Here is a 13,686-nt window from a genome sequence, read left to right as displayed (position 1 = left end):
TTGTTTGACGGCGCCGCCACGGCCCTCCGATCGACCCCTGCCCACCCCACCGCCAAGGAGTGTCATGCCCGTCTCGCTGATCAACCCCGCAGGGCTGCCCGAGGTCCCGCTGTACCGCCACGTCTCCGTCGCCACCGGCTCGCGGCTGCTCCACCTGGCCGGCCAGGTGGCGGTCGACGCCGACGGCCAGCTCGTCGGCGAGGGCGACTTCGCGGCCCAGGTCAAGCAGTGCTACCGGAACATCTCCACGGCGCTGGCCTCGGCGGGCGCCGGCTTCGACGACGTCGTCAAGCTCACCTGCTACCTCGTCGACTGGACGCCGGAGAAGCTCCCGGTGTTCATGGAGGCGATCGAGCATGTCGCCGCGGAACTCGAGATCGACGTGCCGAAGCCGCCGTTCACCGGGATCGGCGTGACGACGCTCGCGGGGCCCGGCCTGCTCGTCGAGATCGAGGCCGTCGCCGTCCTCGACTAGGAGTCCTCGCGGCGGCTCGGCTCACCGCGACGCGGACCCGGGCCGCCGCGACAACACCCCGCGCGCGGGGCGACGCTGGAGGGAAGTGCTCCACCGTCGGCGCGCCGGTCGCCGCGGCGCCGGCGAGGAATGAGGACTCCTCATGGCCCAGCACCAGATCGGCTACCTCGTGGGCAGCCTGTCGAGCCGTTCCATCAACCGGATCCTGTCGAAGGCGCTGGTCAGGCTCGCGCCCGACGACCTGGCCTTCACCGAGATCCCGATCAAGGACCTGCCGCTGTACAACTACGACCTCGACGCGGACTTCCCGCCCGAGGCGCGCGACTTCAAGGCGGCGATCACCGCCTCCGACGGCATCCTGTTCGTGTCCCCCGAGTACAACCGGTCCATCCCCGGCGGCCTGAAGAACGCGATCGACTGGGGCTCGCGCCCCTGGGGCCAGAACGCCTTCGCACGCAAGCCCACGGGGATCATCGGGGCCTCGGTCGGCGGGATCGGCACCGCGGTGATGCAGGCGTCGATGCGCAGCGTCCTGAGCTTCCTCGACGCCCCGCAGATGAACGCGCCCGAGGCGTACATCACCTTCCGACCCGAGGTCTTCGCGGAGGACGGCGAGGTCAAGGACGAGTCGACAGCAGCGTTCCTGCGCCACTTCGTCGAGGAGTACGCGGCGTTCGTCCAGCGCGTGCTCGCGGCCAACGCGCCCGGGCACATCGGCGACCCCGAGGGCTAGGCGTCCGGAGTGAGGATGACGAGCTGCCGCGTCGCGCGGGTCATCGCGACGTAGCGGTCCACCGCGCCCTCGGCCCCCTCGCCGAACGCCTCAGGGTCGACGAGGACGACCAGGTCGAACTCGAGCCCCTTCGACAGCTCCGGGGTCAGCGAGCGCACCCGGGAGGACCCCGCATGCGCCGGGGCGCCCATGACACAGGCCGTCCCCCCGGCGTGTGCGGCGAGCCAGTCGTCGAGCACCGCGTCCAGATCGCGCGTCGATCCCTGCATGACGGGGACCCCGGTGCGGCGGATGGAGGTCGGCACGTTGGCGTCGGGCAGCACGGACCGGATGACCGGCTCGGCCGCCGCCATGACCTCCTGGGGCGTCCGGTAGTTGATGCTCAGGGACGCGAGGTCCACCCCGTCGAGCCCGATCCGCGCGAGCCGCTCATGCCAGGACTCGATGAAGCCGTGCCGCGCCTGGGCACGGTCGCCGACGATGGTGAGGCTCCTCGACGGGCAGCGCCGCAGCAGCATCTGCCACTCGGCGTCGGTCAGCTCCTGCGCCTCGTCCACGACGATGTGCGCGAACGGGCCGGCGAGCGGGTCGCGGGCGGCGCCGGGCACGCTGGAGCCGTCGACCAGCGCGGCTTGCAGGTCGTCGCCGCGCAGCATGTGCATCACGCCCAGCGTGGAGTCGTCGGCCTCGATGAGGTCGCCGATGACGTCTGCCATGCGCGCGCGCTCGGCGGCGACGACTGCCTCGTGGCGCTGTGCGCGCAGGGACGCGCCGGGGTCGCCGAGCCGCCGTCGGGCCGCATCGAGGAGCGGCAAGTCCGACACCGTCCACACCTGGGCGTCCGCGCGCTGCAGCGCCCGCACCTCGTCGACGCTGAGCCACGGAGCGCACAAGCGCAGGTAGGCGGGCACCGACCACAGGTCCCCGACGATCTCGGCCGGCTCGAGCAGCGGCCATGCGCGGTGCAGCGCCGCGCGCAGCTCGGGGTCCCGCCGGAGCGACTCTCGGACCTGGCCAGGCGCGGCCTCGTCGTCATGCGGGTCGTCGGCCTCCAGGTCGTGCTTGTCCCTCAGGATCGCGATCAACGCGTCTCTCACCTGCTCGCGCGCCTCGTTGTGCGGGATGCCGGGCTCGGGCGCCTCGAACGCCTCGGCCCAGTCGCCGGCGCTCAGCCAGACATCGGCCCAGGGAGTCGTCACCGTCATCCCCTCGGTGGGCGGCCGCTCGGAGAACCGGACCGCCGCCTCGATCGCGTCGACCATCTGGGCGGAGGACTTCAGGCGCGCCACCTCCGGATCGGCCTCGACGGCCGCGGCGGCCCCCTCCGCGACGAGGTCCCGCATCGTGCAGGTCAGCACGCCCTCCTCCCCGAGGCTGGGGAGCACGTCGGCGACGTAGGCCAGATACGGCTCATGCGGGCCGACGAACAGCAGGCCGCCCCGGCGATGGCCGAGCCTGGGGTCGGAGTAGAGCAGGTAGGCGGCTCGGTGCAGCGCGACGACTGTCTTCCCGGTGCCCGGGCCGCCGTCGACGACGAGGGCGCTGCGCGAGTCCGCGCGGATGATCGCGTCCTGATCGGCCTGGATGGTGCCGAGCACGTCGCGCATCCGGGCGGAGCGGTGGGCGCCGAGGCTGGCGATGAACGCGGACTGGTCGTCGAGGGCCGGGTGGTGGTCGATGCCGGCCGCGCCGTCGGCGTCGAACACCTCGTCCCAGTAGTCGCTGACCCGCCCACCAGTCCAGCGGTACCTGCGGCGGCTCGTCAGGCCCATCGGGTGGGCGTGCGTCGCGGCGAAGAACGGCTCGGCGGCGGGTGAGCGCCAGTCGACCAGCAGCCGCCGGCCCGAGCTGTCCGCGAGGCCGAGCCGCCCGACGTACACGGGCTCGGGATCGTCCGCGCCCACCATGCGCCCCAGGCACAGGTCCGCGCCGAAGCGACGCAGCGCGCGCAGCCGGGCGGTCAGCCGGTGGACCTCCTGGTCCCTGGCCAGCGCCTCCTGGCCCCGGCCGCCCGGCGCCCTGCGCTCGACGTCGAGTCGGTGCGACAGGTCCTGGATCGACAGGTCGAGGCTCTCCACGACCGCCGCGAGATGCCGCGCGTCGGCGGCGACCAGCGCGGGGTCCGCCTTGGCGGCGAGACGGTCGGGCAGGTCGAACACACTCAACGTCACCGGGTTCACGTCGTCAGCTCCACGTCTCGCCACCCGCCCCCCGCGGGCCCTGGCGTCGGGCGACGAGTCTGCGCGCCGATCCGGGGCTTGCCGCAAGCCCCCCGGCGCGCTATACGTTGGATACGGCAGGGAGGACATCCCGCTCAGTGCCGGATGCGCGTCGGCGCCTCATCGGCAGCCCCGCACCCCGCCCCGCACGGCCACCGCCACCACCGCCTCCACCAGCGCCGCGCCCTCGACGAGGACGTCGTCGTTGTGGCCCGCGCCCGGCCCCTCGACCTCGACGACCTCGGCCCCGGCCTCCCGGGCGGTCCGCGCGACGTCGCGGCTCTGCGCGGCGGGCACGATCGCGTCGTCGGTGCCGTAGACCACGGCGGTGGGCACGCCCAGCCGTCCGACGTTCTCGCGCACCAGGTACCGATCGCGCAGCAGCCAGCCGACCGGCACGCGGTAGAGCGAGTGGCCCACCTCATCGAGGGACGTCAGCGGGGAGCGCAGCACCAGCGCGGCCGGCGGGTGCTCGACGGCGAGCTCGGAGACCACCCCCGTGCCCAGGCTCTCCCCCAGGTAGACCAGGTCCTGCTCCTCAACCCCCGCCTCGTCGAGCAGGTAGGAGCGTGCCGCGCGGACGTCGAGTGCGAGGCCCGCCTCCGTGGGCCTCCCCGGGTTCCCGCCGTACCCGCGGTAGTCGAACATCAGCACCCCGAGCCCGTGCTCGTTCAGCGCCTGGGCCAGCCGCACCCGGCCCGCGCGGTTGCCGCCGTTGCCGTGGGCCAGGAGCACAGCCGCGCGGCAGGTCCCCGTGGGCGGCAGCCACCACGCGCCCAGCTCCAAGCCGTCGGTGGTGCGCAGCGTCACCTCATGCGCCCCGGGGAGCCGGTCGGCCACCGGCGGCACAGGCGTCCGGTCCGGGTGGTAGACGAGGGACTGCTGCCCGACCCAGACCGCGCCCACGAGCATGAGCACGACGACGGGAAGCGCCAGCAGCGGCGCCTTCCACCTCGCCCCCGACGGTGTGGCCACCGTTCCAGGGTGGGGCTCAACCCGACGTCCCGCGACCCACGGATGAACGCCCTGGTGGCCGATCCGCGACGCCAGCCGCCGCCCCGGCAAGCCGTCGACGCGCCGTCGACCAGGCCCATCGTCCCGACAGTCCAGGCCAACCGGCGCCTACCGTCGTCGCAGACGACCTCGGCACACATGTGACCTGCGCGGGAGCCCGCCTGGGCGCCACCTGTGCCCCGTGCCACGATGACGAGGTCCAGTCGAGCGGCAGGGAGCCCTGCCAGAAGGAGAGTCACCATGCCGGATCACCTCCCTGACGTGTACGTCGGGTTCCGCAGCCGGTTCCCCGAGATCGCCCAGAGCCAGGACGCCCTCGCGCAGGCCGTCGACGCGGCCGGGCCCCTCGACGAGAAGACGATCCGCCTGGTGAAGCTGGGCATCGCCCTGGGCGCGCAGGCCGACGGCGCGGTGCGGTCGAATGTGCGCAAGGCGCTGGCCGCCGGCGCGACGGTCGCCGAGGTCGAGCAGGTGATCCTGCTGGGCATCACCACCCGGGGCTTCCCCGCGACGGTCGCCGCGTGGCAGTGGATGGCCGAGGTCATCGAAGGGGGCCAGGAGTGAGCGGGGCTGGCCAGGGCGGCGCCGGCCAGCGCGACCGCGGCGACGAGACGCAGAAGATGGCGGTGATGAACGCCTGGCTGGACCAGGTGTGCGCCGAGCTCGACGTCGACCGCTCCGTGCTGGACGCCAACACGATGCCGCTGCTGCAGCTCATCAACCATGTCGCCCACGGCCCCAGCCGCCCGGGGGCGCCGGTGACGGCGTTCCTCGTCGGGCTCGCCGGCGCGAGCGCCTCCACCGACCCGGCCGAGCAGGCGCGCGTGGTCGGCGAGCGCATCGCCGCCGTGGAGAAGCTCGTGGCGGCGTGGGACCCGGACGAGGTCACCGCCGAATGACCGCCGGCTCCCCCACCCGCGGACGCGCGGCACGGCTGGCACTCGCCGGACTGGGCGTGGCCGGCGTGCTGCTGGCCCGCCGGGCGTCCCTGCGCTGGGGCGCCACCGACAGCGAGCTGGCCACGGGCCTGCCGGGCGACGACCTGGTACCCGATCCGCGGCTGGTGGCGACCCGGGCCATCACCGTGCGCGCGGCCCCCGCCGACGTGTGGCCGTGGGTGGTGCAGCTCGGCCAGGGCCGCGCGGGCTTCTACAGCTATGACGCGCTGGAGAACCTGGTGGGCTGCGACATCCACAGCTCGGATCGCATCGTGCCCGCATGGCAGGGCCTGGCCGTCGGCGACGAGGTGCGGCTGCACCCCGATGGCGGGCTGCGCGTCGAGGTGGTGGAGCCCGGGCGCGCGCTCGTGTTGAGGGCCGACGACCCCACCGGGAAGTCGCCCGTCGAGTTCAGCTGGGCCTTCGTGCTGTGCGAGGGCCCTGGCGGCACGACGCGCCTGGTGGTCCGCGAGCGCTACGGGTACGCGGCGCCGTGGTCGGCGCTGCTCGTCGAGCCGATCGAGTGGGTCAGCCTCCTGATGACGCAGCGGATGCTGCGCGGCATCAAGCAGCGCGCCGAGCGCGAGGCCGGCGGCGCCACGGACTGAGCCGCTCGCGCGCGTTGCCCCCGGGCGTGGCGCGCTTAGGCGGTGGCGCGCTGGGCGGTGGCGTGCTGGGCGGTGGCGTGCCGGGGCGTCGAGGTCGCTGGCGTAGCGTCGGGCGCGTGGCAGACGCGCAGACACCCCTCAACCCGGCGCCCTCGGTCACCGTCCTCACGGGCGCCGGTATCTCCACCGGATCGGGCATCCCCGACTTCCGAGGCCCGAACGGCGTGTGGACCCGCGACCCGCAGGCCTCGCGCCTGCTGGAACTCGACTGGTACCTCGCCGAGCCCGACATCCGCCGCCGGGCCTGGCAGATGTGGCGGGACCATCCGCTGTGGACGGCGCAGCCGACCCCGGGCCACCGCGCGCTGGCGGACCTGGACCAGGCGGGGCTGCTGCGGGCCGTCGCCACGCAGAACTTCGACGGCCTGCACCAGCGGGCCGGCCTGCCCGCGTCGAAGGTGCTCGAGCTGCACGGCAGCCTGACGGGGTCGCGCTGTCTGCGGTGCGGGGCTCCGGAGCCGACGGCTGAGGTGATGGCGCGGCTCGACGTCGACCCGGATCCGCACTGCGCGCGCTGCGGCGGCCCGCTGGCCACCGACGTCGTGATGTTCGGCGAGCCGCTGCCCTCCGACGTGCTGGACGCCGCCGTCGAGGCCGCCGCGTCCTGCGACGTGTTCCTCGCCGTCGGCTCGACGCTCACCGTGCAGCCGGCCGCGAGCCTCACCTCCGTCGCCGCGGAGGCGGGCGCCCGCATCCTGATCGTGAACGCGGAGCCCACACCGTACGATCGGCTCGCCGACACCGTCGACCGGCGGCCCATCGAGGTGGCCCTGCCGGCGCTCGTGCGGGACCTGCTCGCGACCTGAGCCCGGGTCCCGCCTGGACGGCGCCCACGACGACCTGACGCGCACCGCCACGGCTGCGCCTGCTTGAGGGATGGACACCGCCCGATGGACACCCCGCGAACCGACACGCCAACCGACACTGCGCCGGACGACGCCGCGCTCAGCCAGCGCCCATCGACCCCCGCCGTGCCCGAGGCCGACCAGGCGCACTCGGTGCTGGGCGCCCTGCGCTCGGGCAAGCGGCTGCGCACCGAGGTGCTGGGCGGCCTGGTGGTGGCGCTCGCGCTGATCCCGGAGGCGTTGTCCTTCTCGATCATCGCGGGCGTGGACCCGCGGCTCGGCATCTTCGCGTCGTTCACGATGGCCGTCTCGATCGCGTTCTTGGGCGGCCGCCCGGCGATGATCTCGGCCGCGACGGGCGCCGTGGCGCTGGTCGTGGCTCCGGTGGTGCGCGACCACGGGGTGGACTACCTGATCGCCACGGTGATCCTGGCGGGTGTGGTGCAGGTGGCCATGGGACTGCTCGGGGTGGCCCGCCTGCTGCGGTTCATCCCACGCTCGGTGATGATCGGCTTCGTCAACGCGCTGGCCATCCTGGTGGTGCTGTCCCAGCTCCCGTACCTCACGGGCGTCCCGTGGGCGGTGTACGCGCTGGTCGCCGCGGGGATCGCGATCATCGCGCTGCTGCCCCGCCTCACCACTGCCGTGCCGGCGGCGCTGGTGGCGATCGTGCTGCTCACCGTGGTCACCGTCGTGGCGGGGCTGACGGTGCCGAACGTCGGCGACCAGGGCGAGCTGCCCGACGCGCTGCCCACGCTGCTGCTCCCCCAGGTGCCGCTCACCCTGGAGACGCTGGGCATCATCGCGCCATACGCGCTGGCCATGGCGCTGGTGGGCCTGCTCGAGTCGTTGATGACCGCCAAGCTGGTCGACGACGTCACGGACACCCACTCGAACAAGGGCCGCGAGGCGTGGGGGCAGGGCGCGGCGAACATCATCACCGGGTTCTTCGGGGGCATGGGCGGCTGCGCCATGATCGGCCAGACGATGATCAACGTGAAGGTGTCCGGGGCCCGCACCCGCATCTCCACGTTCCTCGCCGGGGTGTTCCTGCTCGCGCTGGTGGTGGGCCTGGGCGACGTGGTGGGCCTGATCCCGATGGCGGCGCTCGTCGCCGTGATGGTCATGGTCTCCGTGGCGACCTTCGACTGGCACTCGATCCGCCCGTCCACGCTGCGGCGCATGCCGCTCAGCGAGACGGCGGTGATGGTGACGACCGTGGCCGCCGTCGTGGCCACCCACAACCTGGCGATCGGCGTGATCGCGGGGGTGCTGGTCGCCACCGTGCTGTTCGCGCGCCGCGTCGCGCACCTCACCCAGGTGACCCGGCGCGCCACCGACGAGGGCTGCGAGTACGTCGTGACCGGCGCGCTGTTCTTCGCGTCCTCGAACGACCTCGTCTACCAGTTCGACTACGCCGGCGACCCGGACCGCGTGGTCATCGATCTGTCCGGCGCGCAGGTCTGGGACGCGTCCACCGTCGCGACGCTCGACGCCATCACCACCAAGTACGCGGCGCGCGGCAAGCAGGTGGCCATCACCGGGCTCGACGCGCCCTCCGCGGATCGGCACCGCCGCCTGACCGGCAACCTCGGAGCGGGGCACTGACCCGCTCCCAGCACTCAGGCAGCGGCGGCGACCACCTCGACGATCGCGCCGTACAGGTTCCCGGGCAGGTCCAGGCTGTGCAGCGTGGACAGCAGCGCGGCGCCTGACTGCCGCTCGACGAGCTCCATCACCTGCGACTTGGTGTCGAACGCGATCTCGGCCTCGTCGAGGAGCGCGAACACCTGCGCGGTGACGTCCGCGGCCCGCAGCCGCAGGCCGTCGAGGTGCACCTCGAGGCCATCGGTCAGGTCCACCGCGCCGAGGTCGACCCGGAGCACACCCTGGCCGCCGCCACCGCGGCCCGCGTCGCTGACCACGCCCACCTCGCCCTGCCGCAGCGTCCGCCCGCCCGCGGTGACGCGGCGCACGGCGTCGACGCCCAGCACGTCCAAGGCCAGGGTCCGTGTGGTGCGGACTCCCCGGCCGGTGGGCGGCTCGACTGTCAGCACCGCGTCCGCCGTCACGCCGCCGACGCCGCCGTGCGTGGACCACTCCACCGTGACCGCTGTCAGCCGGCGGTTCGCGGGCTCCACCTCAGGGCCGCCGTCATCCTCGACCAGCTCCGCGCGCCCATCGGCCCCGGGGACGATCCGCAGCACCAGCGACTCGGGGTCGATCGCGGTGTCGGCCATCGGGTCGGCGGCCAACGGGAGCACGGTGCCCGCGCGGGCCAGCACCGGCATCAGCTCCAGGGTGCGGTGCAGCACGATGCGCCGGCCTCCGTCGTACCGTCGCCCGGTGAACACGTCGAACCAGGCGCCCTCGGGAAGCCACGCGGTGACGTCGCCCAGGTGGGTGCGGCGGTCCGCGGGGGTGGTGATCGGGGCCACCAGCAGGTCGGGGCCGAACATGAACTGGTTCGGGACCTCGTAGGCGTCCTCCTCCCACGGGTGGTCGTGGTACATCGGGCGGATGGGCCCGATGCCGTCGGTGTGCGCCGCCCACATCGCGGAGTACAGGTAGGGCACGAGCTGGTGGCGCAGCCGCAGGAACCGCGTCATCACCTGCTCGGCCTGGAGGCTGAAGCGCCACGGCTCCTTGGAGTTGAATGGGCTGGCCGTCGAGTGCAGCCGGTTCACGGGTGAGAACGCGCCGAGTTGGAACCACCGGGTGGCGAGCTCGTCGTCCTTGACGCCGCCCAGGTGCCCGCCGATGTCGTGGCTCCACCAGAAGTAGCCGACGTTCGCGCTGGTCGCGGTGAAGTACGGCTGGAAGTCGAGTGACGCCCAGGTCACGACGGTGTCGCCGGAGAACCCGACCGGGTAGCGGTGGCTGCCCAGCCCCGCGTACCGGGAGAAGGTGAGCGGGCGGCGGCCGTTCCGCGCGGAGTCCCGGTAGTGCACGTGGTTGAGCATCCACAGCGGGTCCATGCCGGGCAGGCGCGCGTTGGCGCCGGACTGCCAGTCGAGCCACCAGAAGTCGACGCCGATCTCCTCCTGCGGGTGGTGCAGGCGGCGCAGGTACGCGTCGACGAACTCCCGTGAAGAGATGTCGAAGGCGATCTCCAGCCCGCTGTCTGGGTCGAGCCCCAGGTCGCGGGCCATGTCCGCGTAGGCGGCCTCGTGGCGGCGGACCCCGTCGGCGGGGTGCACGTTCAGGGTGACGTGCAGGTTCCGCTCGTGCAGCGCCGCGAGGAAAGCGGCCGGGTCGGGGAAGAGCCCCGTGTCCCAGGTGTAGCCGGTCCACCCGCTGCCGAGCGCGGGGTCGATGTCCACCAGGTGCCAGTCCATGTCGAGCACCGCCACCGAGAACGGGATGCCGGCGGCGGTGAAGCGGTCCATCAGCGCCAGGAACTCGTCGGCGGTGTACCTGTGGAACCGGCTCCACCAGTTGCCCAGCGCCCAGCGGGGCAGCAGCGGGCTGGGGCCGGTGAGCGCGAAGAAGTCCCGCAGCGCGTCCTGGTAGTCGCGGCCGTAGCCGAAGAAGTACAGGTCCTGCCCCGCGCCGGGCGGCCGGGGCGCCACCCAGCCGTCGTCGGTGAGCAGCAGCGAGCGCGTGTCGTCGACCACGGCGAACCCGTGCACGGACAGCAGCCCGGGCTCGAGCTCGATGGCGCCGTCCACGTCGTCGAGCGTGCGGGCGGCGCCGCCCAGGTTCGAGCGGCGGCCGTCGCCGGGGCGGGCCGGGTCGCCGTAGCTCCACCGCGTGCGATGCGTGCTCTGCGCGCGGGTGCGCATGGACACGGACAGCCCGGCGGCGGTGAACGGCCCCCGGTCGTAGCGCAGGTGCAGGTGCTCGGTCCAGATGTCGATGCCGTCGTCGGACTCCGCGACGGTGATCTGCGGGACGTCGAAGCGGCGTGAGCGCACGAGCTGGGTGGGAGCGTCGACGAAGACGTCCTCCTCGCTGCGCTCCATCCGGATGAGGCGGCTGGTGAGGACGGTGAACCGGTAGCCCGGGCCTTGCACGACGGCCCGCGGGTCGGCGACTGCGGGGTCCGCGCCGGGTGGTTCCGCGAGGTCTGAGGAGGCCGTCGACATGCGCCCGACGCTACCCTCGAATGTGACCCCAGTCACAGATCGGCACCCTGATAACGTCCCTCACGAGCCATCTCCTGAGTGAACGGAACGCACCCATGCCCACTGCCAGCGCGCCCACCCCGGCCTTCATCGCCGGCCTGCCCAAGGCCGAGCTGCACCTGCACCTCGAGGGGACCCTCGAGCCCGATCTCAAGCTCGCCCTGGCGCAGCGCAACGGCATCGAGCTGGACCAGAAGACCGTCGCCGAGGTCCAGGCCACCTACGAGTTCCACGACCTCGCCAGCTTCCTCGCCGTGTACTACCCGGCGATGGAGGTGCTGCGCACCGAGCAGGACTTCTACGACCTGGCCCTCGCGTACCTGCGCCGCGCCGCTGACCAGGGCGTGCGCCACGTCGAGATGTTCTTCGACCCGCAGGCCCACACCACCCGTGGCGTCCCGTTCGCCGACGTCGTCACCGGCTACCACCGCGCCACCGTCGACGCCCGCGCCGAGCTGGGCATCTCGTCGGCGCTCATCATGTGCTTCCTGCGGGACCACAGCGCCGAGTCGGCCGCCCAGACCCTCGAGGCGGCCACGCCGTACCTGGACCTCATCGTGGGCGTGGGCCTGGACTCCGACGAGCGCGACAACCCGCCGCGCAAGTTCGCCGACACGTTCGCGCGCGCCCGCGAGCTCGGCCTCAAGCTCACGATGCACTGCGACATCGACCAGGTCGGCAGCATCGAGAACATCCGCCAGGTCATCGAGGAGATCGGCGTCGACCGCATCGACCACGGCACCAACATCGTCGAGGACCCGTCCCTCGTCGCCGTGGTCCGCGAGCGCGGCATCGGCCTCACGTCCTGCCCGGTGTCGAACAGCTTCGTCACCGACGACATGAAGGCCGCCGAGATCGTGCAGCTCCTGCACGACGACGTGAAGATCATGATCAACTCCGACGACCCGGCGTACTTCGGCGCCTACGTCGCCGGCAACTACGACGCCCTCGTCGCGAAGGCCGGGCTCAGCCTCGACGACGTGGTGCGGCTCGCGAAGAACTCCTTCGAGGCGTCGTGGCTCGACGACGACGCGAAGGCCGGCTACCTCGCCGAGATCGACGCGTACGTGGCCCGCGCCACCGCCTGATCCCCCGGCCCCACCAGCCAGGCCCGCTGAGCGGTCGCGCACCCCGGATGTCGGGGAGCGCGGCCGCTCAGCCGTTGGCGCCGCGCCCGGTCAGTCGAGCGCGACCAGCACGTCCGCCCGCTCCCGGCCCCGCGCCACCAGCGCCGTGTTCCGCTCGTCGACCTGCTCGACCCAGGCCCGCGCCGCCGCCTCCGGGCGCCCGTACCGGATGTGGCGGTCCACGAGCCGCCCCACGCGCACCACGTCGTCCACGTCGAGGTACCAGCACTCGTCGAGCAGGGGGCACACCTGCTCCCAGCCGCCCGCGTCGTGCAGCAGGTAGTTGCCCTCGGTCAGCACGATGCGCACGTCCGGGCCGAACGGCAGCGCGCACGCGATGGGCTCCTCGAGCCCCCGGTCGAACTCCGGGACGTACACGGTGGCGGCCGTGTCGGCGCGCACGCGCGTCAGGGCGCTCACATAGCCGTCGACGTCGAACGTGTCGGGGGCGCCCTTCCGGTCGGCACGGCCCAGCCGCTCGAGCTCACGCTGCGCGAGGTGGAAGCCGTCCATCGGCAGCACGCGCGCCGCGTCGCCGAGCCGCTCGGCGAGCTGCCCGGCCACCGTCGACTTCCCCGCCCCCGGCGGCCCCACGATCCCGATGACGACGCGCCGACCAGGGTGCGCCCGGGCCAGCGACCGGACGCGCGCGGGCAGCTCGGTGACGGAGAGTCGAGGGGTCACGCCCCCATGGTGACGGATGCGCCCCGGGCCGAGCGCACCGCCCCGGCCAGCGTGGCCACCAGGCGGCTCGTCTCCGGGGACGGCGCCACGCCGAGCTGCCTGCGGAGCACGCCCGCGCACTCCGCGTAGGCGTGCAGAGCCTCGGCCTGGTTGCCCTCCGCGAGGTGGATGCGGATGACGGTGCGGTGCGCGCTCTCCCGCAGCGGGTCGCTGCGCAGCGCGCCCAGGGCCGCCTCCAGCGCCAGCCCGAAGCGCCCTGACCGGGCGAGCTGCACGGCGCGGGCCTCCAGCACGTGCAGCGTGAGCTGGCGCAGCCGCTCCCGGTCGCCTGCGAGCCACTCGTCGTCCCAGCCGGGCAGCAGGTCGCCCGAGGCGTACCGCGCGGGGTCGTCGCCCTCGGGCAGCGGGCCCCTGGCCGCCATCACGGCATGCGCGCCCTGGACCAGACGGGTGACGTCGACGTCCACGTCGGGCCCCAGCACCACCGTGTCGTGGGCCGTGCCGATCAGCCCATGCGCGAGCTGGTTGGCCCGCCAGATCGCCGTGCGGAGGCTCGCGAGGGCCCGCGCCTCGGAGGCGTCGGGCCACAGCATCCCCGCGAGCCGGCCCCTGCGGCTGCGACCGCGCAGCGCGAGCACCGAGACGATCCGCTGTGTGGCCGCGGGGGCCTCGACGTCCCGGCCGTCGACGACGAGCCGGAACCCGCCCAGCAGGCTGACCTGATGGCGCACCACCGGTTCCACGGCACCCCTCCCCCCCAGGAGCCCCGCCACTCCTCGTCGCGCGGCAGATCGAGCAGACCACAGGTCGCCCGAGGGCGCGCGTCGACCACCCGTCGCCCGGGTCAGCAGCCCGG

Annotated in this window: 13 protein-coding genes; 8 read left to right on the top strand and 5 right to left on the bottom strand. The window is 73.4% G+C overall.

Going from position 1 to position 13,686, the window contains the following annotated elements:
• Window positions 1-64 precede the first annotated feature (64 nt).
• Together BN3788_RS07975 and BN3788_RS07970 are read left to right on the top strand one after the other, a co-directional pair.
• Window positions 65-475 carry a RidA family protein gene (locus BN3788_RS07975; RefSeq protein WP_066584074.1) on the top strand — a complete coding sequence of 137 codons (411 nt, stop codon included), beginning with the start codon at window positions 65-67 and terminating at the stop codon, window positions 473-475.
• A 142-nt stretch (window positions 476-617) separates the two neighbouring features.
• Window positions 618-1,208: an NADPH-dependent FMN reductase gene (locus tag BN3788_RS07970; protein ID WP_066584072.1), complete on the top strand. Its 591-nt coding sequence runs from the start codon at window positions 618-620 to the stop codon at window positions 1,206-1,208.
• On the opposite strand, the gene helR is transcribed toward BN3788_RS07970, so the two are convergent.
• Together helR and BN3788_RS07960 are read right to left on the bottom strand one after the other, a co-directional pair.
• Window positions 1,205-3,388: an RNA polymerase recycling motor ATPase HelR gene (helR, locus tag BN3788_RS07965; RefSeq protein ID WP_066584069.1), complete on the bottom strand. Its 2,184-nt coding sequence runs from the start codon at window positions 3,386-3,388 to the stop codon at window positions 1,205-1,207. The genes BN3788_RS07970 and helR overlap by 4 nt on opposite strands.
• A 159-nt stretch (window positions 3,389-3,547) precedes the next feature.
• Window positions 3,548-4,402 carry an alpha/beta hydrolase gene (locus tag BN3788_RS07960; protein WP_234346539.1) on the bottom strand — a complete coding sequence of 285 codons (855 nt, stop codon included), beginning with the start codon at window positions 4,400-4,402 and terminating at the stop codon, window positions 3,548-3,550.
• A gap of 279 nt (window positions 4,403-4,681) precedes the next feature.
• On the opposite strand from BN3788_RS07960, the gene BN3788_RS07955 reads away from it, so the two are divergent.
• From BN3788_RS07955 to BN3788_RS07935, 5 genes are all read left to right on the top strand, one after another.
• Window positions 4,682-5,005 carry a carboxymuconolactone decarboxylase family protein gene (locus tag BN3788_RS07955; protein WP_066584067.1) on the top strand — a complete coding sequence of 108 codons (324 nt, stop codon included), beginning with the start codon at window positions 4,682-4,684 and terminating at the stop codon, window positions 5,003-5,005.
• Window positions 5,002-5,340 (top strand): DUF6457 domain-containing protein, encoded by a 339-nt coding sequence (locus tag BN3788_RS19485; protein WP_187138369.1) that lies wholly within the window; start codon window positions 5,002-5,004, stop codon window positions 5,338-5,340. Before BN3788_RS07955 ends, BN3788_RS19485 begins: the two co-directional genes overlap by 4 nt.
• Window positions 5,337-5,987: a hypothetical protein gene (locus BN3788_RS07945; RefSeq protein ID WP_066584065.1), complete on the top strand. Its 651-nt coding sequence runs from the start codon at window positions 5,337-5,339 to the stop codon at window positions 5,985-5,987. The genes BN3788_RS19485 and BN3788_RS07945 overlap by 4 nt, the downstream gene beginning before the upstream one ends.
• A gap of 116 nt (window positions 5,988-6,103) precedes the next feature.
• Window positions 6,104-6,853, top strand: coding sequence for an SIR2 family NAD-dependent protein deacylase (locus BN3788_RS07940; RefSeq protein WP_066584063.1), 750 nt, complete (start codon window positions 6,104-6,106; stop codon window positions 6,851-6,853).
• A gap of 84 nt (window positions 6,854-6,937) precedes the next feature.
• Window positions 6,938-8,500, top strand: a complete 1,563-nt coding sequence (locus tag BN3788_RS07935; RefSeq protein ID WP_082812695.1) for a SulP family inorganic anion transporter — start codon at window positions 6,938-6,940, stop codon at window positions 8,498-8,500.
• Between the two features lie 14 nt (window positions 8,501-8,514).
• Here the strand turns inward: BN3788_RS07935 and BN3788_RS07930 are convergent, their stop codons facing one another.
• On the bottom strand, window positions 8,515-10,980 hold the full coding sequence (locus BN3788_RS07930) for a glycoside hydrolase family 31 protein (protein WP_066584053.1): 2,466 nt from the start codon (window positions 10,978-10,980) through the stop codon (window positions 8,515-8,517).
• A gap of 95 nt (window positions 10,981-11,075) precedes the next feature.
• On the opposite strand from BN3788_RS07930, the gene add reads away from it, so the two are divergent.
• Window positions 11,076-12,107: an adenosine deaminase gene (gene add / locus BN3788_RS07925; RefSeq protein ID WP_066584044.1), complete on the top strand. Its 1,032-nt coding sequence runs from the start codon at window positions 11,076-11,078 to the stop codon at window positions 12,105-12,107.
• 90 nt (window positions 12,108-12,197) lie between these two features.
• On the opposite strand, the gene BN3788_RS07920 is transcribed toward add, so the two are convergent.
• Both BN3788_RS07920 and BN3788_RS07915 read right to left on the bottom strand, forming a co-directional pair.
• Window positions 12,198-12,830, bottom strand: a complete 633-nt coding sequence (locus BN3788_RS07920) for a nucleoside/nucleotide kinase family protein (RefSeq protein ID WP_066584041.1) — start codon at window positions 12,828-12,830, stop codon at window positions 12,198-12,200.
• Window positions 12,827-13,573: an AfsR/SARP family transcriptional regulator gene (locus BN3788_RS07915; protein ID WP_066584037.1), complete on the bottom strand. Its 747-nt coding sequence runs from the start codon at window positions 13,571-13,573 to the stop codon at window positions 12,827-12,829. Before BN3788_RS07915 ends, BN3788_RS07920 begins: the two co-directional genes overlap by 4 nt.
• Window positions 13,574-13,686 lie beyond the last annotated feature (113 nt).

It is taken from the genome of Cellulomonas timonensis (genome assembly GCF_900046455.1).
Lineage (GTDB): Bacteria > Actinomycetota > Actinomycetes > Actinomycetales > Cellulomonadaceae > Cellulomonas_A > Cellulomonas_A timonensis.
Note: the sequence above shows the minus strand (reverse complement) of the source record. Positions and strands in the feature narration are given on the sequence as shown.

Bases quoted from the DNA above. Each gene is read 5' to 3' on its own strand.
- BN3788_RS07975 (WP_066584074.1), top strand. From the start codon at position 65: ATGCCCGTCTCGCTGATCAACCCCGCAGGGCTGCCCGAGGTCCCGCTG.
- BN3788_RS07970 (WP_066584072.1), top strand. From the start codon at position 618: ATGGCCCAGCACCAGATCGGCTACCTCGTGGGCAGCCTGTCGAGCCGT.
- BN3788_RS07955 (WP_066584067.1), top strand. From the start codon at position 4,682: ATGCCGGATCACCTCCCTGACGTGTACGTCGGGTTCCGCAGCCGGTTC.
- BN3788_RS07945 (WP_066584065.1), top strand. From the start codon at position 5,337: ATGACCGCCGGCTCCCCCACCCGCGGACGCGCGGCACGGCTGGCACTC.
- BN3788_RS07935 (WP_082812695.1), top strand. From the start codon at position 6,938: ATGGACACCCCGCGAACCGACACGCCAACCGACACTGCGCCGGACGAC.
- BN3788_RS07930 (WP_066584053.1), bottom strand. From the start codon at position 10,980: ATGTCGACGGCCTCCTCAGACCTCGCGGAACCACCCGGCGCGGACCCC.
- add (WP_066584044.1), top strand. From the start codon at position 11,076: ATGCCCACTGCCAGCGCGCCCACCCCGGCCTTCATCGCCGGCCTGCCC.